Annotated in this window: 25 protein-coding genes and 1 pseudogene; 14 read left to right on the forward strand and 12 right to left on the reverse strand. The window is 63.7% G+C overall.

Annotation, left to right across the window (positions count from 1 at the left end):
* Nucleotides 1-57 precede the first annotated feature (57 nt).
* Together trpA and trpB are read right to left on the reverse strand one after the other, a co-directional pair.
* Nucleotides 58-870 carry a tryptophan synthase subunit alpha gene (gene trpA / locus C4K39_RS00200; protein WP_124345398.1) on the reverse strand — a complete coding sequence of 271 codons (813 nt, stop codon included), beginning with the start codon at nucleotides 868-870 and terminating at the stop codon, nucleotides 58-60.
* Complete coding sequence (trpB, locus tag C4K39_RS00205; protein ID WP_022642233.1) at nucleotides 870-2,090, reverse strand: tryptophan synthase subunit beta; 1,221 nt, start codon at nucleotides 2,088-2,090, stop codon at nucleotides 870-872. The genes trpA and trpB overlap by 1 nt, the downstream gene beginning before the upstream one ends.
* Nucleotides 2,091-2,214: 124 nt before the next feature.
* Here trpB and C4K39_RS00210 point away from each other — a divergent pair, with 124 nt between their 5' ends.
* The gene (locus C4K39_RS00210) at nucleotides 2,215-3,108 is read left to right on the forward strand and encodes a LysR family transcriptional regulator (RefSeq protein WP_124345399.1); all 894 of its coding nucleotides are present in this window, start codon (nucleotides 2,215-2,217) and stop codon (nucleotides 3,106-3,108) included.
* Nucleotides 3,109-3,130: 22 nt separating this feature from the next.
* Here C4K39_RS00210 and C4K39_RS00215 read toward each other — a convergent pair whose 3' ends face one another.
* The gene (locus tag C4K39_RS00215; RefSeq protein WP_068578059.1) at nucleotides 3,131-3,457 is read right to left on the reverse strand and encodes an ElaB/YgaM/YqjD family protein; all 327 of its coding nucleotides are present in this window, start codon (nucleotides 3,455-3,457) and stop codon (nucleotides 3,131-3,133) included.
* A 157-nt stretch (nucleotides 3,458-3,614) separates the two neighbouring features.
* On the opposite strand from C4K39_RS00215, the gene C4K39_RS00220 reads away from it, so the two are divergent.
* Nucleotides 3,615-3,830 carry a dodecin gene (locus C4K39_RS00220; RefSeq protein ID WP_022642236.1) on the forward strand — a complete coding sequence of 72 codons (216 nt, stop codon included), beginning with the start codon at nucleotides 3,615-3,617 and terminating at the stop codon, nucleotides 3,828-3,830.
* Between the two features lie 134 nt (nucleotides 3,831-3,964).
* The gene (locus tag C4K39_RS00225) at nucleotides 3,965-4,189 is read left to right on the forward strand and encodes a DUF1161 domain-containing protein (protein ID WP_068578061.1); all 225 of its coding nucleotides are present in this window, start codon (nucleotides 3,965-3,967) and stop codon (nucleotides 4,187-4,189) included.
* A gap of 73 nt (nucleotides 4,190-4,262) precedes the next feature.
* On the opposite strand, the gene C4K39_RS00230 is transcribed toward C4K39_RS00225, so the two are convergent.
* Entirely contained in the window at nucleotides 4,263-5,264 is a 1,002-nt protein-coding gene (locus C4K39_RS00230) for an LLM class flavin-dependent oxidoreductase (RefSeq protein WP_068578063.1), read from the reverse strand.
* 238 nt (nucleotides 5,265-5,502) lie between these two features.
* Between C4K39_RS00230 and C4K39_RS00235 the strand changes: the two genes are divergently transcribed.
* The gene (locus C4K39_RS00235) at nucleotides 5,503-5,934 is read left to right on the forward strand and encodes an OsmC family protein (RefSeq protein WP_068578065.1); all 432 of its coding nucleotides are present in this window, start codon (nucleotides 5,503-5,505) and stop codon (nucleotides 5,932-5,934) included.
* Nucleotides 5,935-6,077: 143 nt separating this feature from the next.
* Nucleotides 6,078-6,311: a DUF1161 domain-containing protein gene (locus tag C4K39_RS00240; protein ID WP_022642240.1), complete on the forward strand. Its 234-nt coding sequence runs from the start codon at nucleotides 6,078-6,080 to the stop codon at nucleotides 6,309-6,311.
* Nucleotides 6,312-6,317: 6 nt separating this feature from the next.
* On the opposite strand, the gene C4K39_RS00245 is transcribed toward C4K39_RS00240, so the two are convergent.
* Together C4K39_RS00245 and C4K39_RS00250 are read right to left on the reverse strand one after the other, a co-directional pair.
* On the reverse strand, nucleotides 6,318-6,737 hold the full coding sequence (locus tag C4K39_RS00245) for a PA0061/PA0062 family lipoprotein (RefSeq protein ID WP_124345400.1): 420 nt from the start codon (nucleotides 6,735-6,737) through the stop codon (nucleotides 6,318-6,320).
* A 47-nt stretch (nucleotides 6,738-6,784) separates the two neighbouring features.
* A complete protein-coding gene (locus C4K39_RS00250) occupies nucleotides 6,785-7,201 on the reverse strand; it encodes a PA0061/PA0062 family lipoprotein (protein ID WP_068578069.1) in 417 nt (138 codons plus the stop codon).
* Between the two features lie 59 nt (nucleotides 7,202-7,260).
* Here C4K39_RS00250 and C4K39_RS00255 point away from each other — a divergent pair, with 59 nt between their 5' ends.
* Nucleotides 7,261-8,340, forward strand: coding sequence for an aminopeptidase (locus C4K39_RS00255; protein ID WP_124345401.1), 1,080 nt, complete (start codon nucleotides 7,261-7,263; stop codon nucleotides 8,338-8,340).
* Between the two features lie 64 nt (nucleotides 8,341-8,404).
* Here C4K39_RS00255 and C4K39_RS31735 read toward each other — a convergent pair.
* The 3 genes and pseudogenes from C4K39_RS31735 to C4K39_RS00270 form a co-directional block, all read right to left on the reverse strand.
* Nucleotides 8,405-8,491 (reverse strand): annotated as a pseudogene (locus tag C4K39_RS31735) (REP-associated tyrosine transposase); the annotation flags it as partial.
* Between the two features lie 20 nt (nucleotides 8,492-8,511).
* The gene (locus C4K39_RS00265; protein ID WP_124345402.1) at nucleotides 8,512-9,162 is read right to left on the reverse strand and encodes an HAD family hydrolase; all 651 of its coding nucleotides are present in this window, start codon (nucleotides 9,160-9,162) and stop codon (nucleotides 8,512-8,514) included.
* Between the two features lie 28 nt (nucleotides 9,163-9,190).
* Nucleotides 9,191-9,736 (reverse strand): gamma carbonic anhydrase family protein, encoded by a 546-nt coding sequence (locus C4K39_RS00270; RefSeq protein WP_124345403.1) that lies wholly within the window; start codon nucleotides 9,734-9,736, stop codon nucleotides 9,191-9,193.
* 88 nt (nucleotides 9,737-9,824) lie between these two features.
* On the opposite strand from C4K39_RS00270, the gene prlC reads away from it, so the two are divergent.
* Nucleotides 9,825-11,903 carry an oligopeptidase A gene (prlC, locus tag C4K39_RS00275; protein WP_164487259.1) on the forward strand — a complete coding sequence of 693 codons (2,079 nt, stop codon included), beginning with the start codon at nucleotides 9,825-9,827 and terminating at the stop codon, nucleotides 11,901-11,903.
* A complete protein-coding gene (locus tag C4K39_RS00280) occupies nucleotides 11,900-12,187 on the forward strand; it encodes a YheV family putative zinc ribbon protein (RefSeq protein ID WP_068578077.1) in 288 nt (95 codons plus the stop codon). Before prlC ends, C4K39_RS00280 begins: the two co-directional genes overlap by 4 nt.
* Before the next feature lie 116 nt (nucleotides 12,188-12,303).
* Here the strand turns inward: C4K39_RS00280 and C4K39_RS00285 are convergent, their stop codons facing one another.
* Nucleotides 12,304-12,960, reverse strand: coding sequence for a phosphatase domain-containing protein (locus C4K39_RS00285; protein ID WP_124345405.1), 657 nt, complete (start codon nucleotides 12,958-12,960; stop codon nucleotides 12,304-12,306).
* A 298-nt stretch (nucleotides 12,961-13,258) separates the two neighbouring features.
* Between C4K39_RS00285 and C4K39_RS00290 the strand changes: the two genes are divergently transcribed.
* From C4K39_RS00290 to C4K39_RS00300, 3 genes are read left to right on the forward strand one after another with little or no spacing between them, the layout of a single operon-like run.
* Nucleotides 13,259-14,008: a gluconate 2-dehydrogenase subunit 3 family protein gene (locus C4K39_RS00290; RefSeq protein ID WP_068578081.1), complete on the forward strand. Its 750-nt coding sequence runs from the start codon at nucleotides 13,259-13,261 to the stop codon at nucleotides 14,006-14,008.
* Nucleotides 14,009-14,010: 2 nt separating this feature from the next.
* Entirely contained in the window at nucleotides 14,011-15,795 is a 1,785-nt protein-coding gene (locus tag C4K39_RS00295; protein WP_031320868.1) for a GMC family oxidoreductase, read from the forward strand.
* A 12-nt stretch (nucleotides 15,796-15,807) separates the two neighbouring features.
* On the forward strand, nucleotides 15,808-17,112 hold the full coding sequence (locus C4K39_RS00300) for a c-type cytochrome (RefSeq protein ID WP_124345406.1): 1,305 nt from the start codon (nucleotides 15,808-15,810) through the stop codon (nucleotides 17,110-17,112).
* A 45-nt stretch (nucleotides 17,113-17,157) separates the two neighbouring features.
* Here C4K39_RS00300 and C4K39_RS00305 read toward each other — a convergent pair whose 3' ends face one another.
* Nucleotides 17,158-17,514 (reverse strand): hypothetical protein, encoded by a 357-nt coding sequence (locus C4K39_RS00305; protein WP_068578086.1) that lies wholly within the window; start codon nucleotides 17,512-17,514, stop codon nucleotides 17,158-17,160.
* Nucleotides 17,515-17,812: 298 nt separating this feature from the next.
* Between C4K39_RS00305 and C4K39_RS00310 the strand changes: the two genes are divergently transcribed.
* Nucleotides 17,813-18,871 carry a PA0069 family radical SAM protein gene (locus C4K39_RS00310; protein ID WP_124345407.1) on the forward strand — a complete coding sequence of 353 codons (1,059 nt, stop codon included), beginning with the start codon at nucleotides 17,813-17,815 and terminating at the stop codon, nucleotides 18,869-18,871.
* Between the two features lie 202 nt (nucleotides 18,872-19,073).
* On the opposite strand, the gene C4K39_RS00320 is transcribed toward C4K39_RS00310, so the two are convergent.
* A complete protein-coding gene (locus tag C4K39_RS00320; protein ID WP_068578090.1) occupies nucleotides 19,074-19,724 on the reverse strand; it encodes a hypothetical protein in 651 nt (216 codons plus the stop codon).
* Between the two features lie 423 nt (nucleotides 19,725-20,147).
* On the opposite strand from C4K39_RS00320, the gene coxB reads away from it, so the two are divergent.
* Complete coding sequence (coxB, locus tag C4K39_RS00325; RefSeq protein WP_068578092.1) at nucleotides 20,148-21,275, forward strand: cytochrome c oxidase subunit II; 1,128 nt, start codon at nucleotides 20,148-20,150, stop codon at nucleotides 21,273-21,275.
* A gap of 79 nt (nucleotides 21,276-21,354) precedes the next feature.
* Nucleotides 21,355-22,950 carry a cytochrome c oxidase subunit I gene (gene ctaD, locus C4K39_RS00330; protein WP_068578094.1) on the forward strand — a complete coding sequence of 532 codons (1,596 nt, stop codon included), beginning with the start codon at nucleotides 21,355-21,357 and terminating at the stop codon, nucleotides 22,948-22,950.
* The last annotated feature ends 61 nt before the right edge of the window (nucleotides 22,951-23,011 follow it).

The raw sequence follows: 23,011 nt of genomic DNA on the forward strand, positions 1-23,011 counted from the left end.
TTGCCAGTTTAGTCTGCGTCCAGAGGGTGAGATTCCTCTGTATCAGGAACTTTACCTTCAGTTGGCGCGGGCCTTGCGCACGCCCTCGGACAGCGCCGAGCACAGGCTCAGTACACCGTCCACGGCCTGGGCGGGAGTTTCGGCGCTGGCGATGTGATCGATCAGCGCCGAGCCCACTACCACGCCGTCGGCGAGGCGGGCGATGGCCGCGGCCTGGTCCGGGGTGCGGATGCCGAAGCCGATGCTGATGGGCAGGTCGGTATGCCGGCGCAGGCGGGCCACGGCCTGCTCCACATGTTCCAGGGTCGCGGCACCGGCGCCGGTCACCCCGGCCACCGACACGTAGTAGACGAACCCCGAGCTGCCATCGAGCACCTTGGGCAGGCGCGCGTCGTCGGTGGTCGGCGTGGTCAGGCGGATGAAATCGATGCCCGCGGCCTGGGCCGGGTCGCACAGCTCGCTGTTATGTTCCGGCGGAATGTCCACCACGATCAGGCCATCGACCCCGGCAGCCTTGGCATCGGCGATGAAGCGCGGTACGCCGTAGTGGTGGATCGGGTTGAAGTAGCCCATCAGCACCAGCGGCGTGTCGCTGTTGTCCACGCGGAACTCGCGGACCATCTGCAGGGTTTTCGCCAGGTTTTGCTTGGCGCCCAGGGCTCGGATGTTGGCGAGCTGAATCGCCGGGCCGTCGGCCATGGGGTCGGTGAAGGGCATGCCCAGTTCGATCACGTCGGCGCCAGCGGCCGGCAGGCCCTTGAGGATCGCCAGGGACGTGTCGTAGTTCGGATCACCGGCGGTGATGAAGGTCACCAGGGCGGCGCGGTTCTGTTCCTTGAGTTCGGCAAAGCGCGTTTGCAGGCGGCTCATCAGTGTTTCTCCTGCTGGGACTGTTGCATGTGGTGCATCACGGTCTGCATGTCTTTGTCGCCACGGCCCGAGAGGTTGACCACCATCAGGTGGTCCTTGGGCAGGTTGGGTGCGCGCTTGAATACTTCTGCCAGGGCGTGGGAGGACTCCAGCGCCGGGATGATGCCTTCCAGGCGGCAGCACTGGTGGAATGCCTCGAGGGCCTCGGTATCGGTGATCGAGGTGTACTCGACCCGGCCGATGTCATGCAGCCAGGCGTGTTCCGGGCCGATGCCGGGATAGTCCAGGCCGGCAGAAATCGAGTGGGCGTCGATGATCTGGCCATCGTCGTCCTGCAGCAGGAAGGTGCGGTTGCCGTGCAGTACGCCAGGCACCCCGCCGTTGAGGCTGGCGGCGTGCTTGCCGGTCTCGATGCCGTGGCCCGCGGCCTCGACGCCGATGATCTGCACGCCCTGGTCATCGAGGAACGGATGGAACAGGCCCATGGCGTTGGAGCCGCCGCCGATGCATGCCACCAGGCTGTCCGGCAGGCGACCTTCGTGGGCCTGCATCTGCTCGCGGGTTTCCTTGCCGATCACTGCCTGGAAGTCGCGGACCATGGCGGGATACGGGTGGGGGCCAGCCACGGTACCGATCAGGTAGAAGGTGTTGTCGACATTGGTTACCCAGTCGCGCAGGGCTTCGTTCATCGCATCCTTGAGGGTGCCGGTGCCGGCCACGACCGGGATCACCTCGGCGCCCAGCAGCTTCATGCGGAACACGTTGGCCTGCTGGCGCTCGATGTCGGTGGTGCCCATGTAGATCACGCATTGCAGGCCGAAGCGCGCGGCCACGGTGGCGGTGGCCACGCCGTGCATGCCGGCGCCGGTCTCGGCGATGATGCGCTGCTTGCCCATGCGCTTGGCCAGGAGGATCTGGCCGATGCAGTTGTTGATCTTGTGCGCGCCGGTGTGGTTGAGCTCTTCACGCTTGAGGTAGATCTTGGCGCCGCCGCAGTGTTCGGTCAGGCGCTCGGCGAAGTACAGCGGGCTGGGACGGCCCACGTAGTCGCGCTGGAAATAGGCCAGCTCTTCGAGGAACTTGGGGTCCTGCTTGGCCTTTTCGTATTCACGGGCCAGGTCGAGGATCAGCGGCATCAGGGTTTCTGCGACATAACGGCCGCCGAACCCGCCGAACAGGCCGTTTTCGTCAGGACCATTACGCAATTGGGACTGGGTCATTGGAGCGCTCCCGGATGGATTCGTGGAAGAAAGCGTGGAAACAATGGACCCCACTCTACCCCTGCCACCGGGCCCTGAAAACCGATAAGATCGCCACAACCTGTCAGGAAAACTCACAAGTCAAATGAGCCGCGACCTGCCCCCCCTGAATGCCCTGCGGGCCTTCGAAGCCACCGCCCGGTTGAACAGCGTCAGCCAGGCCGCCGAGCAGCTGCATGTCACCCACGGTGCGGTCAGCCGGCAATTGAAGGTGCTTGAGGAACACTTGGGGCTGAGCCTTTTCAGCAAGGATGGACGCGGCATTAAACTCACAGATGCCGGGGTTCGCCTGCGGGACGCCAGCAGTGAGGCCTTCGAGCGGTTGCGGGATGTTTGTGCCGAGCTCACTCAAGGCAGTGCCGATGCGCCTTTCGTCCTCGGTTGTTCCGGCAGCCTGTTGGCGCGTTGGTTGATTCCGCGCCTGGGCCGGCTGAATGCCGACCTGCCGGACCTGCGCCTGCACCTGTCCGCCGACGAAGGCGATCTGGACCCACGGCGGCCAGGGCTGGATGCCCTGCTGGTATTTGCCGAGCCGCCCTGGCCGGCGGACATGCAGGTGCATGAGCTGGCCAGCGAACGCATCGGCCCGGTGCTCAGCCCGCGCTACGCCGGTTATCCGCGCCTGCACCAGGCCCCGGCGGCGGCCCTGGCGGCCGAGCCGCTGTTGCACACCACCTCCCGACCCCAGGCCTGGCCCAGTTGGGCACGGCGCAACGGCATTGCCCCCGAGGCACTGAAATACGGCCAGGGGTTCGAGCATCTGTATTACTTGCTGGAGGCGGCGGTGGCCGGGCTGGGGGTGGCGATCGCCCCGGAACCCTTGGTGGCCGAGGACTTGCTGGCGGGTCGGCTAGTGGCGCCCTGGGGTTTTTGCGATACCCCGGGACAGCTGGCGCTATGGTCGCCCAAGCGCGCCGCCGACGGGCGCGCCCGGCAGCTGGCGCAGTGGTTGAAGACCGAGCTGCGCCAGCCGGCTTGAGTTCTGCTGTGGGGAGCTGGACTCAGTTGTTGCGTTTGCACAACAGGTAGGCGGCCAGCAGGCCAATGGCCCCGACGGCGACGCCGGCGGTGGTCCAGGGGTGTTCCTGGGCGTAGTCGCGGGTGGCGATCCCGGTCTCGCGGGTTTTCACCTTGACCTCTTCATAGGCATCGCTGAGCAGGCTGCGCGAGTGTTTCAGCGCGCTTTCGGCATTGCTCTTGAGCGTCTTGAGGGTTTTGCGCGACTCTTCGGAAGCATCATCCTTGAGGCTTTCCAGGGATTTGAGCAGGCTCTCGATCTCGGCTTCCATACTTTCCAACGAGGCTTTGCGTGACGACGAATTGGCCATGTGGGCTCTCCTGCAACGGGGTGATGAGGTGTGTAGGTTCCGACTGCACGGCCTTGGGAAAGTGCAGAAAATCTGAATTGCCCCTGAGACAAGGCGTCACAAGTGCCCCAGGCAATCACTGCTAGGCTTTAGTTCATCACCGGAAAAGGAGAGTGCCATGAGTGATCATCACACCTACAAGAAGGTCGAACTGGTCGGTTCTTCGCCCAACAGCATCGAAGACGCGATCAATAACGCGCTGGCCGAGGCGCACAAGAGCATCAAGCACCTGGAGTGGTTCGAAGTCACCGAGACCCGTGGCCATATCAAGGACGGCAAGGCGGCGCATTTCCAGGTCACCCTCAAGGTCGGCTTCCGCATTGCCAATAGTTGAGGGCTTGAGCTAGGCTCTGGAACTTGTGCGCTGGCCGAGTGCCATAGGAAATGGCAAAGCGCTACAACTGTCTTGAGCCTCTGTCAGGCTGGCGTCCACGCCGCCTCTTTTGATCCGACCAGGGAATGTGACCGATGAAAAAACTAGTTTTAGCTGCTGCTTTGTTCAGTCTTGCGGGAACTGCCCTTGCTGCCGGCAAGCCATGCGAGGAGCTCAAGGGCGAAATTGCCGCGAAGCTCGATGCCAAGGGCGTCGCCCACTACTCGCTGGAAGTGGTCGACAAGGGCGCTGCGGCGGACGGCAAGGTGGTCGGCTCCTGCGAAGCCGGTACCAAGGAGATTGTCTACAAGCGCGGTTGATCCCTTGTAGCCTCCAGAAAAAACCAAGCCGACGCCAAGCGTCGGCTTTTTTGTGCCCGGGATCCAGGCCTGCTCAGCCCTTCATCACCTGGGACAGCAGCTCGTAGGAGTGCAGGCGGTCGGCGTGCTCGTAGAGGTCGCAAGTGAAGATCAGCTCGTCAGCACCGGTCTGCTCCACCAGTACTTCTAGCTTGGCGCGGATCTTCGCCGGGCTGCCGATCATCGCCAGGCCGAGGAAACTGCCCACCGCTTCCTTCTCATGGGGCAGCCACAGGCCGTCCATGCTCTTGACCGGCTTGCGCTGGACCAGGCTCTGGCCGCGCATCAGGGCGAGGATCCGCTGGTACACCGAGGTCGCCAGGTAGTCGGCCTGCTCGTCGGTATCGGCGGCCACCAGCGGTACCCCGAGCATCACGTAGGGTTTGTCGAGTACCGCCGAAGGCTTGAAGTGATTGCGGTACACGCGGATCGCCTCATGCATGTAGCGCGGTGCGAAGTGCGAGGCGAAGGCGTAGGGCAGGCCCCGCTCCCCGGCCAGCTGCGCGCTGAACAGGCTGGAACCCAGCAGCCATACCGGCACGTTGCTGCCGGTGCCGGGCATCGCGATCACTCGCTGCTCCGGGGAGCGCGGGCCCAGGTAGGCCATCAACTCGGCTACGTCCTCGGGGAAGTCGTCGGCGCTGCCGGAACGTTCGCGGCGCAGGGCTCGCGCGGTCATCTGGTCCGAGCCCGGGGCACGGCCCAGGCCCAGGTCGATGCGGCCCGGGTACAGGCTTTCCAGGGTGCCGAACTGTTCGGCGATCACCAGCGGCGCATGGTTGGGCAGCATGACCCCGCCAGAGCCGACGCGAATGGTCGAGGTGCCACCGGCCAGGTAGCCGATGAGCACCGAAGTGGCGGAGCTGGCGATGCCGTCCATGTTGTGGTGCTCGGCGACCCAGAACCGGGTATAGCCGAACTTCTCCACATGCTGGGCCAGGTCCAGGGAGTTGTGCAGGGATTGGGCCGGGCTGCCGTCTTCACGCACGGGCACCAGGTCGAGGGTCGAGAACTTCACAGCGGACAGCGGTTTCATAAGCCTGCGTCTCCTTGGGATGTGCAGGCTTTTGTCATGGGCCAAAACCTGCCGAAGTTTGTAAGTCAGACCTATGCAATGTGGGCATATACCCGAGTTTCAATAGCCAGAGTGAATTTGTCGGGTAAATGGTCCGCTCACACCGGCTGAACTTTACCGTGGCATCTATCCTCACAACCCTTGAGATGCGGGAAATCATGGCGGTGCGCTCCCGTGCCGCGGCGTTGAGGAGAGACAGATGGCTATCAAGAAAAAGGCTTCGGCCCATTGGGAAGGCGACCTGAAAACCGGGATCGGCTCGATCTCCACTGAAACCGGGGTCCTGCGCGAGGCTCCCTACGGCTTCAAGGCGCGTTTCGAAGGCGGCAGGGGAACCAACCCGGAAGAACTGATCGGCGCGGCCCATGCCGGCTGCTTCTCCATGGCGTTTTCCATGATCCTCGGCGAGGCCGGGCTCAAGGCCGAGAGTATCGATACCCAGGCCGAGGTGACCCTGGACCAGGTCGATGGCGGTTTTGCCATCACTGCGGTGCACCTGGTCCTCAAGGCCAGGATCCCGGGGGCCAGCCAGCAACAGTTCGACGAGCTGAGCCGCAAGGCCAAGGACGGTTGCCCGGTATCCAAGGTGCTCAAGGCCAGCATCACGCTGGACGCGACCCTGCTCGGCTGACCGTGGTCGCCGGTTCCTGCATCGGGAACCGGCACGCCCAGGCTGTGCGCCAGTTCAGAACCGGGTCATGGAAAATGTGGTCGAATACCGGACTGCGGCTTGAGTGTGCGTTCGCACGCGCCGCATCAAGGGAGTTTGCAATCATGAAACGTTTTGCCTTGGCGGTAGCAAGTTGTGCGCTGGCCACATCGGCCCTGGCCGCGCCCAAGCCCTGCGAGGAACTCAAGGCCGAGATCGAAGCCAAGATCCAGGCCCGGGGCGTCTCCTCCTACACCCTGGAAATCGTCACCAACGACGAGGTCCACGACGACAACATGGTGGTCGGCAGCTGTGAGAACGGCACCAAGAAGATCATCTACCAGAAGAACGATCGCTGAAGCGGCTCACGGCACGCAATTGACCATCCGCTCCTCGGCGACGATCTCGCGCTGGGCGTTGTACAGCCGGGCGCTGGGGGTGAACGCCAGGTTGCGGGCTTCCAGCCGGTAGCGCTGGCCGGCCTGGAAGTGGTCATAGCGCAGGCTCAGGTAGCACAGCCGCTCTTGTGGGTCGGTGGTCATGCCCATGCCGCCGGCGAACACCTCGAAATCGAAACGCACCATCAGTTCGTGGCTGCCGGGAGTGACCTGGAAGAACCGGCCATCGCTCAGGCGTTGGTTATCCAGGCGTTCGGCCATGATCAGCTTGCCACCGGGCACCGGGGTGGCCAGGTCGATCCAGGCCTGTTGCGGGTCGACGCTGGGCAGCGGCGTGCTGCAGGCGGTGAGGGTGGCAAAGGCAAGGACCAGCAGGGGCAGGCGCATGACGTAAGGAAGCCAGGTCGGAGAGGGGGCTTCCAGCATAACGCCGATCAGCTGCGCTGGCAGCCTGCCGGTTGCGCCTTGCCCAGCAGGGTGTGCTGCTCGTCGTAGAGCCTGGCCCAGGGATGGAAGCCGATATTGCCGGCGCGCACCTGATAACGCTGGCCAGCGTTGAATCCGGCGAATTTCACGTTCAACCGACAGTCGCGCCACAACGGTTCCTCGGCATCGCCGCCGATGTTGCCGGGCGCCACGGCGAACTGGTAGCGCAGGATCAGCTCATGGCTGCCCGGCTGGACCTGGAAGTAACGTGGATCCTCGGCGCCTTTGGCATCCACTTTCAGGGCTTGCAACTGGGTGTCCCGGGGTGGGGCGAGGTCGATCCAGGCTTGCGTGGGGTCAGGGTCGGGCAGGCCCGCGCAACCGTTGAGGGCCAGTAAACCGGTGGTCAGCAGCAACACGCGCATGGCGAAACTCCAGGCAGGCGAGATAGTCTTGCGGGCAGACTCTCTCTGGATGATTCGATTTGAATAGGCCGTGTCCAAGCCATGGGGTACTTGATCGCGTTTTGCGCTTTTGGTTTCCGCCCCTGGTGCTTTTACTGCTCAACGGTTGCAGCAGTGCTGGCTACTACAGCCAGCTGGCCAGTGGCCAATGGCAGTTGCTGCGCTCGCGCGTACCTGTGGCCCAGGTGCTGGCCGATCCATCCCGCGATGCTACCCTGCGTGCCCACCTGGCCCAGTCGCAGCGGGCCCGCACGTTCGCCAGCGAGCACTTGCACCTGCCGGACAACCGCAGCTATCGGCTGTACGTCGATATCGGCCGGCAATACGTGGTGTGGAATGTGTTCGCCACGCCGGAGTTTTCCCTGGCCCCGCAAACCCATTGTTTCCCCATCGCCGGTTGCGTGGCCTATCGCGGCTACTACAGCCAGGGAGCGGCCCGGGGCGAGGCGGCGCTGTTGCAGCAAAAGGGCATGGACGTGACCATCGGTGGGGTCGAAGCCTATTCCACCCTGGGCTGGTTCGACGATCCGATCATCAGCTCGATGACCCATTGGGGCGACGAGCGCCTGGCCACCCTGATCTTTCACGAACTGGCCCATCAGCGCTTCTATGTGAAGGACGACACCGAGTTCAACGAGTCCTTCGCCACTTTCGTCGAGCAGGAAGGCACCCGGCAGTGGCGCGCCTATCGCGGGTTGCCTGCGTCCACCGATAACGCATTGCGCCAGCGCGACCAGTTGACCCAGTTGGTGCTCGACACCCGCAAGCGCCTGGAACAGCTCTATGCCTTGCCCCTGCCCGCCGAGCAGATGCGCCAGCGCAAGGCCCTGGAGTTCGAGCGGATGCGCCAGGACTATCGCCACCTACGGGACAGCCAATGGGCCGGCGCCAATCGCTACGACGCCTGGATCGACGCCCCCATGAACAACGCCCGGCTCCTGCCTTTCGGTCTGTACGACCAGTGGGTGCCAGCGTTCGCCGCACTGTTCAAGGAGGAGCACGGCGACTGGCCAGCCTTCTACGCGGCGGTTGAAAAGCTCGGTCGCCAGTCGGCCGATAAGCGCAAGGCGGCGCTCAAAGCCCTGATGGGTGGCCTCTAGAAGCACGCCAAGCAATACGTTTGCTTTCGTAGGCGCCAGGCTTGCCCGCGATGAGGCCGGATCGTCAAATCCAGATCGCATCCCAAAGCGCAGAGTCGCCAACCCGTTTCACCAGCCCCGCGCGTAACGGGTTGGCCACGGGTTGGCGTGCTGGCCCACGATGCGCTCGGTTCAGCGTTGCAGGAAGGCCTGGTGCAGTTGCTCCAGGGTCTGGAAGTGATAGGCCGGTGCCTCGGCGCTCAGTTCCTCGTGGCTGCCGAAGCCGTAACCCACCGCTGCCGCGTCCAGGCCGTTGCGCTTCGCACCGATCAGGTCGTGCTTGCGGTCGCCGATCATCAGGGTGTCGGCCGGGTCCAGGCGTTCCTGCTCCAGCAGGTGGGCGATCAGCTCCACCTTGTCGGTGCGGGTGCCGTCCAGCTCGCTGCCGTAGATCACCTTGAAGTGCTTGGCGAAGTCGAAGTGGCGGGCGATCTCCCGGGCGAACACCCAGGGTTTGGAGGTGGCGATGTACAGCTGCCGGCCCTGGCCGCCGAGGGTCTCGAGCAGCGGCATGACGCCGTCGAAGACACGGTTCTCGTACAGGCCGGTGACCTTGAAGCGCTCGCGATAGAAATTCACCGCGTCCCAGGCCCGGGCTTCGTCGAAGCCATAGAACTGCATGAAGGCCTGCAGCAACGGCGGGCCGATGAAGTGTTCGAGCTTGGCGAGGTCCGGTTCGTCGATGCCCAGCTTGCCCAGGGCGAACTGGATCGAGCGGGTGATGCCTTCGCGGGGGTCGGTGAGGGTGCCATCGAGGTCGAACAATACGGTTTGGTAGTGCATGGGAATTCCTGGGCTGTACAACGGTTGATCAGGGCCGGTCGTAGCCTTCGGTCAGGTGCTGGTCCTTGAGCTTCACGTAGTTGCCGGCGCTGTAGGTGAAGAACGCGCGTTCCTTGTCGGTCAGGGCGCGCACTTGTTTCACTGGGCTGCCGACGTAGAGGAAGCCGCTGGCCAGGCGCTTGCCGGGGGGGACCAGGCTGCCGGCGCCGACCATCACGTCATCCTCCACTACCGCACCGTCCATGACGATGCTGCCCATGCCGATCAGCACCCGGCTGCCGATGCTGCAGCCATGGAGCATGACCTTGTGGGCGATGGTCACGTCATCGCCGATCAACAGCGGGAAACCCTCGGGGTTGAACGGGCCGGCGTGGGTGATGTGCAGCACGCTGGCATCCTGCACGCTGGTGCGGGCGCCGATGCGGATGCGGTGCATGTCGCCGCGGATCACGGTCAGGGGCCAGACCGAGCTGTCGGCGCCGATCTCGACGTCGCCGATGACCACCGCCGAGTGGTCGACGAAGGCCCGCTCGCCGAGTTTCGGCGTGTGGGCCTGATAGGTGCGAATAGCCAAGTGCGGGTGCCTCCCTGAGATTTATTAATGGGGTCTATAGCTGCCATGGCGGTCGATTGTAATTAAGATGGTGCTACGTTTCCCAAGCATGTTTCTTCCAGCCAAGGTGCCCACCGTGAGTGTGAACAACCCTCTTCTGCAGCCCTATGACCTGCCGCCGTTCTCGGCGATCCGCGCCGAACACGTACAACCGGCCATCGAACAGATCCTGGCTGACAACCGCGCCGCCATCGCCGAGATCCTCAAGACCCAGGCCACTGCGCCGACCTGGGCCGGCCTGGTGCTGGCCATGGACGAACTCAACGATCGCCTGGGCGCTGCCTGGAGCCCGGTCAGCCATCTCAATGCCGTGTGCAACAGCGCCGAACTGCGCGACGCCTATGAGGCCTGCCTGCCGGCATTGAGCGCCTACTCCACCGAGATGGGCCAGAACCGCGAGCTGTTCCAGGCCTTCGACGCCCTGGCCAAGAGCCCGGAGGCGGCCGGTTTCGATGTGGCGCAAAAGACCATCCTCGAACACTCCCTGCGTGATTTCCGCCTGTCGGGTATCGACCTGCCGCCGGAGCAGCAGAAGCGCTACGCGCAAGTTCAGAGCAAGTTGTCCGAGCTGGGCAGTCGCTTCTCCAACCAGTTGCTCGATGCCACCCAGGCCTGGACCAAGCACATCACCGACGAAGCGGCGCTGGCCGGCCTCACCGACTCGGCCAAGGCGCAGATGGCCGCCGCGGCCCAGGCCAAGGACCTGGACGGCTGGCTGATCACCCTGGAGTTCCCCAGCTACTACGCCGTCATGACCTACGCCCAGGACCGTGCCCTGCGTGAAGAGGTCTACGCGGCCTACTGCACCCGGGCTTCCGATCAGGGCCCCAACGCCGGCCAGCACGACAACGGCCCGGTGATGCAGGAGATCCTCGACCTGCGCCAGGAACTGGCCAAGCTGTTGGGCTTTGCCAACTTTGCCGAGCTGAGCCTGGCCACCAAGATGGCCGAGTCCAGCGACCAGGTACTGGGTTTCCTGCGGGACCTGGCCAAGCGCAGCAAGCCGTTCGCCGCCCAGGACCTGGCACAGCTCAAGGCCTATGCCGCCGAGCAAGGCTGCCCTGACCTGCAAAGCTGGGACAGCGGTTTCTACGGCGAGAAGCTGCGCGAGCAGCGCTACAGCGTGTCCCAGGAAGCCCTGCGCGCCTACTTCCCGATCGACAAGGTGCTGTCCGGCCTGTTCACTATCGTCCAGCGCCTGTACGGCATCGAGATCGCCGAGCAGAAGGGCTTCGACGCCTGGCACCCGGATGTCCGCCTGTTCGAGATCAAGGAAAACGGCCAGCACGTCGGCCGCTTCTTCTTCGACCTCTACGCCCGCGCCAACAAGCGTGGCGGTGCCTGGATGGACGGTGCCCGCGACCGTCGGCGTACCGCTGGCGGCGCGCTGCAGAGCCCGGTGGCCAACCTGGTGTGCAATTTCACTCCGGCCGTATCCGGCAAGCCAGCGCTGCTGACCCACGATGAAGTCACCACCTTGTTCCACGAATTCGGCCACGGCCTGCACCACCTGCTGACCCGCATCGAGCATGCCGGCGTCTCCGGGATCAATGGCGTGGCCTGGGATGCCGTGGAGCTGCCGAGCCAGTTCATGGAGAACTGGTGCTGGGAACCCGAAGGCCTGGCGCTGATCTCCGGTCACCACGAGACCGGCGACGCCCTGCCCCAGGACCTGCTGGACAAGATGCTGGCGGCCAAGAACTTCCAGTCCGGAATGATGATGGTGCGCCAGCTGGAGTTCTCGCTGTTCGACTTCGAACTGCACGCCACCCACGGCGATGGCCGCAATGTGTTGCAGGTGCTGGAAACCGTGCGCGATGAAGTCTCGGTGATGCGTCCACCGGCCTATAACCGCTTCCCTAACAGCTTCGCCCACATCTTCGCCGGTGGTTATGCCGCGGGTTACTACAGCTACAAGTGGGCTGAAGTGCTGTCGGCCGACGCCTTCTCGCGCTTCGAGGAAGAAGGTGTGCTCAACGCCGCGACCGGTCGTGCTTTCCGCGAGGCGATCCTGGCCCGTGGCGGTTCCCAGGAGCCGATGGTGCTGTTCGTCGATTTCCGCGGACGGGCCCCGTCGATTGACGCACTCTTGCGCCACAGCGGCCTCAGCGAGGACGCGGCAGCATGAGTGAAGCCCCCGTGAAGACCAAGAAACGCTTTATCGCCGGTGCGGTTTGCCCGGCGTGCAGTGAGCAGGACAAGCTGATGATGTGGAGCGAAGACGACGTGCCCCATCGCGAGTGCGTGGCCTGCGGCTACGCCGACACCTTGAATGAGCAGGGACTGTCGGTACCCAAGGAATTGAGCACGCGGGTCAACACCGCGGCCCTCAAGGTGGCGGATGCCAAGGTGCAGTCGGTGCAGTTCTTCCCCAACCCCAAGTTGAAGAAGAAAACCGACGAACCCAAGTAACCGGGACCCCCTGTAGGAGTGCAGCTTGCGCGCGATAGCGGTGTGTCAGACACATCGCGGCGCCTTCATCGCCAGCAAGCTTGGCTCCTGCAGCAAAGCCCTCTCCCGCCTCGCAATCAGTTCGCCGGCTTGCTGGCGCTGACCGTCTCGAACCAGCTCTTCACCGAACAGGTGGCGAACACGCTGGTGCTGCAATCGCCATTGGCCAGTGCGGTACGCAGTTTCTCCACATCGGCCTGCATCATGTAGCGAATGCCGTCCTTGAAGTGGGCGCTGTCGCCGAATCCGCCCTGGGTCATTTCACTCAAGGCTTCCTCTTTGCTCCAGCCCTGGATCACCACCCGGTACATCGCCGACATCAGGCCGGTGCGGTCCGAGCCATGCTTGCAGTGCATCAGCACCGGGCCCTGGGCTTCGGCGCTCTGGATCGCGCGCAAGGCCTTGAGCACATCGGCGTCGTCCACGTGGTTGGTGCGGTAAGGCAGCTGGACCTGATGGATGTTTGGAGCCGTCAGCCAACTGCTGTCCGATTCCGGCAGGAAGTTGATCACCGTCCCGACCTTGAGTTGCTCCAGCAGTGGCACGGCGTCTTTGTCCGGCAGGGCGCTGCGGTACAGGGTTGGCGACATCTGGTACAGGTTGTACTGCTTGGCCACGGGCTGGGCCCATTGTTCCGGTCGGCTGGCGGGGACATCGGCAGCCTGGGCCAGTGGACCTGCCAACAGGGCCAGCAACGCCAGGCACAACGCAGGAACGAAATGAATTCTCGACATGGACAGGGGTCACTGATGAGGGGCAATGGTAGGGAGTGTCGACCATGGGCGGTCAAAGCCCTGTGAGCCTCCTGTCAAAGAATCGTGAAGCCTGTTTCTGGTCCGCTATTTTTTTCAGTATCTGATGTGTTTTTTCCGACTGAAACGATTCATCAGGATGCTTAGGCTGCTACCATTTGTAACTAAAGTTTGCTGATGTGTTCATAAGCCTGGGCCCTGCCCGGCTTTTTGCGTTGCCAAAACACAAAGTCGCGCCATGACGCGGCTGAAATCCATCAATGCCTGATGAGGTGCACCCATGTCCGATCAAGATCGAGACAACCCGCGGCGTGAGTTCTTGCGCAAATCCCTGACCTTGATCCCGGTGGTCACCGTGGCCAGTACCGGCCTGGGCAGCAGCATGCTGGCCGTGGCTCCCGAGGCTGTCGCAGCCGAAAAGCCCACTGCGCCGAGCAAGCAGGCCAGCAGCACCCACTATGAACCCAGCTACTTCACTGCCGAGGAGTGGGCCTTTATCCAGGCAGCGGTGGAGCGCCTGATCCCGGCGGACGACATGGGGCCTGGCGCGTTGGAAGCCGGCGTTCCGGAATACATCGACCGACAGATGAACACCTCCTACGCCGCCGGTGCCCTGTGGTACATGCAAGGCCCGTTCAAGGCCGATGCTGCGCCAGAGATGGGCTGGCAGAGCAAGCTGGTGCCCAAGGAGATCTATCGCCTGGGTATCGCTGCCACGGACGCCTGGTGCAAAGGCCTCAAGGGCCAAACATTTGCTGCTCAAGACAGCGCTACCCGAGACGAATTGCTCAAGCAACTGGAGGCGGGTACGCCGCAGTTCGACACGGTTCCGGCCAAGCTGTTCTTCAACCTGCTGTTGCAGAACACCAAGGAGGGTTTCTTCAGCGACCCGATCCACGGTGGCAACAAGGGCCTGGTGGGCTGGACCCTGATCGGCTTCCCCGGCGCGCGCGCCGATTTCATGGATTGGGTGGAGCGTAACGAGCAGTACCCCTTCCCGGCAGTATCGATTCGCGGCGAGAGGGCTTGAGCATGGCGACAGTGATGAAGAAGGTCGACGCAGTGATCGTCGGGTTTGGCTGGACCGGCGCGATCATGGCCAAGGAGCTGACCGAGGCGGGGCTCAACGTGCTGGCGCTGGAGCGCGGGCCGATGCAGGACACCTACCCGGACGGCAGTTATCCCCAGGTGATCGACGAGCTCACCTACAGCGTGCGCAAGAAGCTCTTCCAGGACATTTCCAAGGAAACGGTGACCATCCGCCACAGCGTCAACGACGTGGCCCTGCCCAACCGCCAACTGGGCGCGTTCCTGCCGGGCAATGGCGTGGGCGGCGCCGGGTTGCACTGGTCCGGCGTGCATTTTCGTGCCGATCCCATCGAGTTGCGCATGCGCAGCCACTATGAAGAACGCTACGGCAAGAACTTCATCCCCAAGGACATGACCATCCAGGACTTCGGAGTCACCTACGAAGAGCTGGAGCCATTCTTCGACTATGCGGAAAAGGTCTTCGGTACCTCGGGCCAGGCCTGGACCGTGAAGGGCCAGCTGGTGGGCGAAGGCAAGGGCGGCAACCCCTATGCACCGGATCGCTCGGATCACTTCCCGCTGGAGTCGCAGAAGAACACCTATTCCGCCCAGCTGTTCCAGAAAGCCGCCAATGAAGTGGGCTACAAGCCCTACAACCTGCCGTCGGCCAATACCTCGGGGCCCTACACCAACCCCTATGGCGCGCAGATGGGGCCGTGCAACTTCTGCGGTTTCTGCAGTGGCTACGTCTGCTACATGTATTCCAAGGCCTCGCCCAACGTGAACATCCTGCCGGCCCTCAAGCCGCTGCCGAATTTCGAGTTGCGGGCCAATTCCCATGTGCTCAAGGTCAACCTGGACAGCAGCAAGACCCTGGCCACCGGCGTCACCTACGTCGACGCCCAGGGGCGCGAGATCGAGCAACCGGCAGACCTGGTGATCCTCGGCGCCTTCCAGTTCCACAACGTGCGCCTGATGCTGCTCTCGGGCATCGGCAAGCCCTACGACCCGATCACCGGCGAAGGCGTGGTGGGCAAGAACTTCGCCTACCAGAACATGGCCACCATCAAGGCCTACTTCGACAAGGACGTGCACACCAACAACTTCATCGGCGCCGGTGGCAACGGCGTGGCGGTGGACGACTTCAACGCCGACAACTTCGACCACGGCCCCCATGGTTTCGTCGGTGGTTCGCCATTCTGGGTCAACCAGGCCGGCAGCCGGCCGATCGCCGGGACGTCCAACCCGCCAGGCACCCCGGCCTGGGGCAGCGCCTGGAAGAAGGCCACGGCCGACTACTACACCCACCAGGTGTCCATGGACGCCCACGGCGCGCACCAGTCCTACCGGGGCAACTACCTCGACCTGGACCCGGTCTACCGCGATGCCTACGGCTTGCCCCTGCTGCGGATGACCTTCGACTGGCAGGAAAACGACATCAAGATGAACCGCTTCATGGTCGAGAAGATGGGCAAGATCGCCCAGGCGATGAACCCCAAGGCCATCGCCCTGCTGGGCAAGCAGGTCGGTGAGCACTTCAACACCGCCTCCTACCAGACCACTCACCTGAACGGTGGCGCGATCATGGGCACCGACCCCAAGACCAGCGCCCTGAACCGCTACTTGCAGAGCTGGGACGTACACAACGTGTTCGTGCCTGGAGCCTCGGCCTTTCCCCAGGGCCTGGGCTACAACCCCACCGGGCTGGTGGCGGCGCTGACCTACTGGTCGGCGCGGGCGATCCGCGAGCAGTACCTGAAGAACCCCGGCCCGCTGGTCCAGGCATAAGGAGCGATGACCATGAAAGCACTCGTTATCGCCAGTCTGGCGCTGTTGGGCAGCGCCTCTCTCCAGGCCGCCGAAGTCGACCAGGCCCTGGTCAAGCAGGGCGAATACCTGGCCCGTGCCGGTGACTGCGTCGCCTGCCACACCGCCAAGGACGGCAAGCCGTTCGCCGGCGGCTTGCCGATGGAAACCCCGATCGGGGTGATCTATTCCACCAACATCACTCCGGACAAGACCGGTATCGGCGACTACAGCTTCGAGGACTTCGACCAGGCCGTGCGCCATGGCGTGGCCAAGAACGGCAGCACGTTGTACCCGGCCATGCCCTTCCCGTCCTACGCCCGGGTCAACGACGCCGACATGCAGGCGCTCTACGCCTACTTCATGCACGGCGTGGCGCCGGTGGTGCGGGACAACCAGGACAGCGACATTCCCTGGCCCCTGAGCATGCGCTGGCCGTTGTCGATCTGGCGCTGGATGTTCGCCCCGAGCGTGGCGCCAGCCGCCGTGGCTGCCGACAGCGACCCGTTGATCAGCCGTGGCGCCTACCTGGTGGAAGGCCTGGGCCACTGTGGCGCCTGCCATACGCCACGGGCGCTGACCATGCAGGAGAAGGCCCTGAGCGCCAGTGAAGGCAGTGCCTTCCTGTCCGGCAGCGCACCGCTGGAGGGCTGGATCGCCAAGAGCCTGCGTGGCGATCACAAGGACGGCCTGGGCAGTTGGAGCGAAGAGCAACTGGTGCAGTTCCTCAAGACCGGCCGCAGCGATCGCAGCGCGGTGTTCGGCGGCATGAGCGACGTGGTGGTCCACAGCATGCAGTACATGAATGACCAGGACCTGACGGCCATCGCTCGCTACCTCAAGTCGCTGCCGGCCAACGATCCGGCCGACCAGCCGCACCAGTACGACAAGCAAGTGGCCGATGCCCTGTGGAAAGGCGACGACAGCAAGCCGGGCGCCTCGGTGTACATCGACAACTGCGCCGCCTGCCACCGTACCGATGGCCATGGCTACACCCGGGTGTTCCCGGCGCTGGCCGGCAACCCGGTGCTGCAATCGGAGGACGCCACCTCGCTGATCAACATCGTGCTCAAGGGCGGTACCCTGCCCGCCACCCGCAGCGCGCCGTCGACCCTCACCATGCCGCCCTTCGCCTGGCGGCTGTCGGACCAGGAGGTGGCCGACGTGGTCAGCTTCATCCGCAGCAGCTGGGGCAACCAGGGGGCGCCGGTGAAGGCCGCGGATGTGGCCGGGCTGCGTGACGGGCGCCTGCAGAGCACCTCCAACGATGACCTGGGCAACGTGATTCCACGTCACTAATGGCAGGAGCGGCGCCCGCAACGGGCGCCGGTTGGATGCAGCCCTTCAACCCCGGGGGAAGGGCTGGATCCCCAGCTGGCTTTGTAGCTGGTAGCCGGCGATGCAGTCCGCCAATCCGGCGTTCATCAAGTCTTCCCAGCTCGCCGGCAGCAGGCCGATGTCGTCGTGGTGAGGGCGCCAGTGCGCCTCGGCGAACTTCGGATCGGCTGCATCGAAGGGCTGCGGGCCGCTCACCGCGGCTTGCCGGATGTCCTGGGTGCACAGGTCGAACTCGCAGGCCAGGCCCCAGAGCTGGCCATCTGCGGCCCTGACGATGATCAGGTCGGCGCCTTGCTCGTAGCTCGGCAGGTAGGCGTGCGCTGCATAGAAGATCTTTTCCAGTGTGCCGGGTGTCCTGGGCATTGTCGTGCTCCTTTGGTGGTCGCCCGCGTTATAGCGCAGGCAGCGTCGTTGCCGCGAATCCTTCGCAGGCCTTTGCGCCTGTCGACCTTCTGCGAGCTCAAGGACCAGGCCGGCCCTGATCTCGATTCGAAGGTGATGTTGAGCTTTGGCGGGAGTTGCCAGGAGCTGGAAACCATCAGGGATGGATGGGCGCTACTGACCCGTTCGCTGACCAAGCTTGCGAGCGTTCTGCTCGACGGCGCTAGGCAGCTTGCCGCAGCTCAATTACTGTATGTGCATACAGTTATGGAGTGCCCCCATGTCCAGCCCCCTGCCGCCCCGCGGTCGCGGCACCGCGAGCAACCCGCACAACCGTTTCGCTCCCAGCCGCTCGGTGGCCGAGGATGACGGCTGGCACCAGGAAGTGCCTTTGACCCAGGGCACCGAGGTGCGCTTGGAAACCGCCAAGTCGATCATCACCCGCAACCATTCGCCGGACCTGCCCTTCGATCGCTCGATCAATCCCTATCGCGGTTGCGAGCACGGCTGCATCTACTGCTATGCGCGGCCCAGCCATGCCTACTGGGATATGTCGCCGGGGCTGGACTTCGAAACCCGGCTGATCGCCAAGAGCAATACCGCCACCCTGCTGGAGCAGCAGCTGTCCAAACCCGGCTACCAGTGCGCGCCGATCAACCTGGGTTCCAATACCGATCCCTACCAACCCATCGAGCGTGAACAACGGCTGACCCGGAGCACCCTGGAGGTGCTGCTGCGCTACCGGCACCCGGTGACCATCGTCACCAAGGGGTCGTTGATCCTGCGCGACCTTGACCTGTTGGCCGAGCTGGCACGTCAGCGGCTGGTGGCGGTGATGATCAGCCTCACCACCCTGGACGATGAACTCAAGCGCATCCTCGAGCCCCGGGCCGCAGCGCCCAAGGCCCGCCTGCGGGCGATCCGGGTACTGCGTGGGGTGGGTGTGCCGGTGGGGGTGTTGTGTTCACCGATGATCCCGATGATCAACGACAGCGAGCTGGAGGCCCTGCTGACCGAAGCCCAGGCCGCCGGGGCGCAGAGTGCGGCCTACATGATGCTGCGCCTGCCCCTGGAGGTGGCGCCGCTGTTCGAGGAATGGCTGGCGGCGCATTACCCGCAGCGGGCGGCCCATGTCCTGAGCCTGATCCGCCAGAGCCGCGGCGGCGAACTCTACGACAGCCGCTTCGGCAGCCGCATGCGTGGCGAGGGGCCTTTTGCCGACCTGTTGGCCCAGCGTTTCGCCAAGGCACTCAAGCGCCTGGGGTTGGAGCGGCGCGCGGGTTTCGATCTCGACTGTTCGGCTTTCTGCCCACCAGGCAGGCAACTGTCGTTGCTGTGAACTGGCCTGGAGCGATTGAAGGGCTGGGGAGGGCCAATGCCACCAAGGGTTCGCGTCTGGTGATCGAGGCTCGGGGCCTGGGGCGTTGTCTTGAGGGGCGCTTGAACGATGTTGCGGGGATGGGGCAGCTGCAGTACGCGGTTGAAGCGGGCCAGGCCCTTCGCCACAAGGCCCGCTGCGGGCCTTGCTGGCGAGGAATGGGTCAGGCGGCGGGCTGGTCGAGCTCCAGTTCCACGCCCAGCTGGCGCGACAGGCACGGCCAGCGTTTCCAGGCGGCCTCGGTGTCCGGGCTGCTGAGTTTGTCGCGGTAGGCTTCCACCGATTCCAGGGCGAAGCTGTCTTCGTCGAGCATGGCGTCGACCGCGTGGTGCACGGCTTCGTCCAGTTGGTTGGCAAAGGTCTCGCCGATCAGTTGATGGGCGATGAGATTGGCGACCGTCATGTCCAGGGGGATCAGTGGGCGGCCGAAGTGCTTGATGTACAGGTCGTTGACTTCCTCTACCAGGCGCAGGGCCAGGTAGGCTTCGTCCAGCAGGCTGTCGAGGCCCACATGGCCGTCCATGATGGCCGGCGGCTGGAGGAAGAATTGCTCGGCGATTTTCAGCACCGGCTTGATTTGCGGCTCGATGCCCGCTTCACGGGCAACGGCGTTGGCGGCGTCCAGAAGGTCTGGCACCTGATCGATGTATGCGCTGACAAAACGGGTCATGACGCCTTGTGCGTCGACTTCGGGCAGCTGGATGGCAGGGTGCAGGTGAGGCAGTTGTACTTCCAATTGACGGGCCAGAAGGCCCGTGCTGGCTTCGTGCTGTTGAGCCAATAGGATCTGCTCGCGTAATGCGGCGGTGTTCATGAAAGCTCCAGGGACAAGGGCGGTCGATCGGGACAACCGAGGTGGGATGACGGCCTGCCGCCCATTAGCGACCATCCCTCGGGGGAGAACATAAGTTAGCCTGCTCATGAAAGTGTTTAAGACATATTTGTAATATTCACTTATTACTTAGTCGGGTGCGTTATATCGTCGCACCCCATCTTTTTCTCCAATCCCTTGATTCCCGTGGCCTGCAAAGCCTCCTTGGGGTGTTTCAGCAGGTTTACGCCATTGCGTTGCGAGGTGAGAGTCGCTGGCTATACTCGCCAAGGTATGAAGTTAGCTGATGATGCCCGACTGCAATTGCAGCGAGGCTCGATGGTCTAAGTTCGTAGTCTAGGCAGTCGCTCCCTTGCCGCAGGTGTATAGCCGGCGGGATAACAAGAACGATAAGGGGAACCCGCAATGAAGCGACATCCACAAGTCTGGATGGGCCTCCTGTTGTGGACGATATTCAGCCAGGCGCAAGCTGCCTGGACGGTGAATATGGCGCCTGGGGCTACCGAGATAAGCCACGCGGTATTCGACCTGCACATGACCATCTTCTGGATCTGTGTGGTGATCGGCGTCATCGTCTTCGGCGCGATGTTCTGGTCGATGATCGTTCACCGTCGCTCTACCGGCCAGGTCCCGGCCAGGTTCCACGAAAGCACCACGGTGGAAATCCTCTGGACCATCATCCCTTTCCTGATCCTGGTGGCCATGGCCGTGCCGGCCACCGCGACCCTGATCAAGATGTACGACACCAGCGAGCCGGACGTGGACGTGCAGATCACCGGCTACCAGTGGAAGTGGCACTACAAATACCTGGGCCAGGACGTGGAGTTCTTCAGCAACCTGGCCACCCCCGCCGAGCAGATCCACAACAAGAGCGCCAAGGGCGAGCACTACCTGCTGGAGGTCGATCAGCCGCTGGTGCTGCCAGTGGGCGCCAAGGTGCGTTTCCTGGTGACCGCCGCCGACGTCATCCACTCCTGGTGGGTGCCGGCCTTCGCGGTCAAGCGCGATGCCATCCCCGGCTTCGTCAACGAAGCCTGGACCCGGGTCGACAAGCCCGGCATCTACCGTGGCCAGTGCGCCGAGCTGTGCGGCAAGGACCACGGCTTCATGCCGATCGTGGTGGAGGTCAAGAGCCAGGCCGACTACGACACCTGGATGGGCGAGCGCAAGGCCGAGGCCGCCAAGCTCAAGGAGCTGACCAGCAAGGAATGGACCCTCGACGAACTGGTGGCCCGCGGCGACAAGATCTACCACACCACCTGCGTGGCCTGTCACCAGGCCGAGGGCCAGGGCCTGCCGCCGATGTTCCCGGCGCTCAAGGGCTCGAAGATCGCCACCGGACCCAAGGAGGCCCACCTGAGCCTGGTGTTCCACGGCAAGCCGGGCACCGCCATGGCCGCCTTCGGCAAGCAGCTGTCGGAAGTCGATATCGCCGCCGTGGTGACCTACGAACGCAACGCCTGGGGCAATAACAAGGGCGACATGGTGACGCCCAAGGATGTCCTGGCACTGAAACAGGCGGAAAGCAAATGAACCGCCCTATTGGAAGTCTGCGCAAGCGGTCGCGGCGTGCCGCCGATCGTCCCGTCCATTCGCGTGCAGGAGACAGGACATGAGTGCTGTGATCGATGACCACGGCCATGCCGGCCATGATGACCATGCCCACGGGCCGGCCAAGGGCCTGATGCGCTGGGTGCTGACCACCAACCACAAGGACATCGGCACCTTGTACCTGTGGTTCAGCTTCACCATGTTCCTGGTGGGCGGCACCTTCGCCATGGTGATTCGTGCCGAGCTGTTCCAGCCCGGGCTGCAGATCGTCGAACCGGCGTTCTTCAACCAGATGACCACCATGCACGGCCTGGTGATGGTCTTCGGTGCGGTGATGCCGGCCTTCGTCGGCCTGGCCAACTGGATGATCCCGTTGATGATCGGCGCGCCGGACATGGCCCTGCCGCGGATGAACAACTTCAGCTTCTGGTTGCTGCCCGCGGCCTTCCTGCTGCTGCTCTCGACCCTGTTCATGCCCGGCGGCGGACCGAACTTCGGCTGGACCTTCTACGCGCCACTGTCGACCACCTATGCGCCGGAAAGCGTGACCTTCTTCATCTTCGCCATCCACCTGATGGGCGTCAGCTCGATCATGGGGGCGATCAACGTGATCGCCACCATCCTCAACCTGCGCGCTCCGGGCATGACCCTGATGAAAATGCCGCTGTTCGTCTGGACCTGGCTGATCACCGCGTTCCTGCTGATCGCGGTGATGCCGGTGCTGGCGGGCGTGGTGACCATGATGCTGATGGACATCCATTTCGGCACCAGCTTCTTCAGCGCCGCCGGCGGTGGCGACCCCGTGTTGTTCCAGCACGTGTTCTGGTTCTTCGGCCATCCCGAGGTGTACATCATGATCCTGCCGGCCTTCGGCGCCGTCAGTTCGATCATCCCCACCTTCAGCCGCAAGCCGCTGTTCGGCTACACCTCGATGGTCTACGCCACCGGGGCCATCGCCTTCCTGTCGTTCATCGTCTGGGCACACCACATGTTCGTGGTGGGCATCCCGCTGGTGGGCGAGCTGTTCTTCATGTACGCCACCTTGCTGATCGCCGTGCCCACGGGGGTCAAGGTGTTCAACTGGGTGAGCACCATGTGGCAGGGCGCGCTGACCTTCGAGACGCCGATGCTGTTCGCCGTGGCCTTCGTCATCCTGTTCACCATCGGCGGTTTCTCCGGGTTGATGCTGGCCATCGCCCCGGCGGACTTCCAGTACCAGGACACCTACTTCGTGGTGGCGCACTTCCACTACGTGCTGGTGCCCGGGGCGATCTTCGGCATCTTCGCCTCGGCCTACTACTGGCTGCCCAAGTGGACCGGGCACATGTACGACGAGACCCTGGGCAAGTTGCACTTCTGGCTGTCCTTCATCGGCATGAACATGGCGTTCTTCCCCATGCACTTCGTCGGCCTGGCCGGCATGCCGCGGCGGATCCCGGACTACAACCTGCAGTTCGCCGATTTCAACATGGTGTCGTCCATCGGGGCCTTCACCTTCGGCGCGACGCAGGTCTTCTTCCTGTTCATCGTCATCAAGTGCATTCGCGGCGGCGCGCCGGCTCCGGCCAAGCCATGGGAAGGGGCCGAGGGGCTGGAGTGGAGCATTCCTTCGCCAGCGCCCTACCACACCTTCGTCACGCCACCGGAAGTGAAGTGAACCCCTGGCCGACTGTGCAGGAGCGGACCTGTTCATGAGGGCGGCGCGGGGCGTCGCCCGG

The organism is Pseudomonas sessilinigenes (assembly GCF_003850565.1).
Classification (GTDB): Bacteria; Pseudomonadota; Gammaproteobacteria; order Pseudomonadales; family Pseudomonadaceae; genus Aquipseudomonas; species Aquipseudomonas sessilinigenes.

What these genes read in the sequence shown, in the direction of transcription:
- trpA (WP_124345398.1), bottom strand. Translation starts at nt 870, where the DNA reads ATGAGCCGCCTGCAAACGCGCTTTGCCGAACTCAAGGAACAGAACCGC.
- trpB (WP_022642233.1), bottom strand. Translation starts at nt 2,090, where the DNA reads ATGACCCAGTCCCAATTGCGTAATGGTCCTGACGAAAACGGCCTGTTC.
- C4K39_RS00210 (WP_124345399.1), top strand. Translation starts at nt 2,215, where the DNA reads ATGAGCCGCGACCTGCCCCCCCTGAATGCCCTGCGGGCCTTCGAAGCC.
- C4K39_RS00215 (WP_068578059.1), bottom strand. Translation starts at nt 3,457, where the DNA reads ATGGCCAATTCGTCGTCACGCAAAGCCTCGTTGGAAAGTATGGAAGCC.
- C4K39_RS00220 (WP_022642236.1), top strand. Translation starts at nt 3,615, where the DNA reads ATGAGTGATCATCACACCTACAAGAAGGTCGAACTGGTCGGTTCTTCG.
- C4K39_RS00225 (WP_068578061.1), top strand. Translation starts at nt 3,965, where the DNA reads ATGAAAAAACTAGTTTTAGCTGCTGCTTTGTTCAGTCTTGCGGGAACT.
- C4K39_RS00230 (WP_068578063.1), bottom strand. Translation starts at nt 5,264, where the DNA reads ATGAAACCGCTGTCCGCTGTGAAGTTCTCGACCCTCGACCTGGTGCCC.
- C4K39_RS00235 (WP_068578065.1), top strand. Translation starts at nt 5,503, where the DNA reads ATGGCTATCAAGAAAAAGGCTTCGGCCCATTGGGAAGGCGACCTGAAA.
- C4K39_RS00240 (WP_022642240.1), top strand. Translation starts at nt 6,078, where the DNA reads ATGAAACGTTTTGCCTTGGCGGTAGCAAGTTGTGCGCTGGCCACATCG.
- C4K39_RS00245 (WP_124345400.1), bottom strand. Translation starts at nt 6,737, where the DNA reads ATGCGCCTGCCCCTGCTGGTCCTTGCCTTTGCCACCCTCACCGCCTGC.
- C4K39_RS00250 (WP_068578069.1), bottom strand. Translation starts at nt 7,201, where the DNA reads ATGCGCGTGTTGCTGCTGACCACCGGTTTACTGGCCCTCAACGGTTGC.
- C4K39_RS00265 (WP_124345402.1), bottom strand. Translation starts at nt 9,162, where the DNA reads ATGCACTACCAAACCGTATTGTTCGACCTCGATGGCACCCTCACCGAC.
- prlC (WP_164487259.1), top strand. Translation starts at nt 9,825, where the DNA reads ATGTTTCTTCCAGCCAAGGTGCCCACCGTGAGTGTGAACAACCCTCTT.
- C4K39_RS00280 (WP_068578077.1), top strand. Translation starts at nt 11,900, where the DNA reads ATGAGTGAAGCCCCCGTGAAGACCAAGAAACGCTTTATCGCCGGTGCG.
- C4K39_RS00285 (WP_124345405.1), bottom strand. Translation starts at nt 12,960, where the DNA reads ATGTCGAGAATTCATTTCGTTCCTGCGTTGTGCCTGGCGTTGCTGGCC.
- C4K39_RS00290 (WP_068578081.1), top strand. Translation starts at nt 13,259, where the DNA reads ATGTCCGATCAAGATCGAGACAACCCGCGGCGTGAGTTCTTGCGCAAA.
- C4K39_RS00295 (WP_031320868.1), top strand. Translation starts at nt 14,011, where the DNA reads ATGGCGACAGTGATGAAGAAGGTCGACGCAGTGATCGTCGGGTTTGGC.
- C4K39_RS00300 (WP_124345406.1), top strand. Translation starts at nt 15,808, where the DNA reads ATGAAAGCACTCGTTATCGCCAGTCTGGCGCTGTTGGGCAGCGCCTCT.
- C4K39_RS00305 (WP_068578086.1), bottom strand. Translation starts at nt 17,514, where the DNA reads ATGCCCAGGACACCCGGCACACTGGAAAAGATCTTCTATGCAGCGCAC.
- C4K39_RS00310 (WP_124345407.1), top strand. Translation starts at nt 17,813, where the DNA reads ATGTCCAGCCCCCTGCCGCCCCGCGGTCGCGGCACCGCGAGCAACCCG.
- C4K39_RS00320 (WP_068578090.1), bottom strand. Translation starts at nt 19,724, where the DNA reads ATGAACACCGCCGCATTACGCGAGCAGATCCTATTGGCTCAACAGCAC.
- coxB (WP_068578092.1), top strand. Translation starts at nt 20,148, where the DNA reads ATGAAGCGACATCCACAAGTCTGGATGGGCCTCCTGTTGTGGACGATA.
- ctaD (WP_068578094.1), top strand. Translation starts at nt 21,355, where the DNA reads ATGAGTGCTGTGATCGATGACCACGGCCATGCCGGCCATGATGACCAT.